This is a genomic window from Serratia sp. LTN-2 (genome assembly GCF_059740205.1).
The window spans coordinates 1-818 of record NZ_JCAXDO010000086.1; the positions used below are offsets into that span (position 1 = coordinate 1).

The 818-nt window shown below is 53.3% G+C and carries 1 protein-coding gene; it reads left to right on the forward strand.

The annotated features are described in order from the left end of the window. A partial coding sequence (gene tuf / locus AC6BYQ_RS28470) for an elongation factor Tu (RefSeq protein WP_320728346.1) occupies positions 1-818 on the forward strand: 818 nt, incomplete at both ends.

An 818-nucleotide genomic window follows, 5' to 3' on the forward strand; every position in this document is an offset into this window, starting at 1 on the left:
GACACCCCGACTCGCCACTACGCACACGTAGACTGCCCAGGCCACGCCGACTATGTTAAAAACATGATCACCGGTGCTGCGCAGATGGACGGCGCGATCCTGGTTGTTGCTGCGACTGACGGCCCAATGCCTCAGACTCGTGAGCACATCCTGCTGGGTCGTCAGGTAGGCGTTCCTTACATCATCGTGTTCCTGAACAAATGTGACATGGTTGATGACGAAGAGCTGCTGGAACTGGTAGAGATGGAAGTTCGTGAACTGCTGTCTCAGTACGATTTCCCAGGCGACGACACTCCAATCGTTCGTGGTTCCGCGCTGAAAGCGCTGGAAGGCGACGCTGAGTGGGAAGCGAAAATCATCGAACTGGCTGGCTTCCTGGATTCTTACATCCCAGAACCAGAGCGTGCGATCGACAAGCCGTTCCTGCTGCCAATCGAAGACGTATTCTCCATCTCCGGTCGTGGTACCGTTGTTACCGGTCGTGTTGAGCGCGGTATCATCAAAGTTGGCGAAGAAGTTGAAATCGTTGGTATCAAAGAGACTGCTAAGTCTACCTGTACTGGCGTTGAAATGTTCCGCAAACTGCTGGACGAAGGCCGTGCTGGTGAGAACGTAGGTGTTCTGCTGCGTGGTATCAAACGTGAAGAAATCGAACGTGGTCAGGTACTGGCTAAGCCAGGCTCAATCAAGCCACACACCAAGTTCGAATCTGAAGTGTATATCCTGTCCAAAGACGAAGGCGGCCGTCATACTCCGTTCTTCAAAGGCTACCGTCCACAGTTCTACTTCCGTACAACTGACGTGACCGGTACCATCGA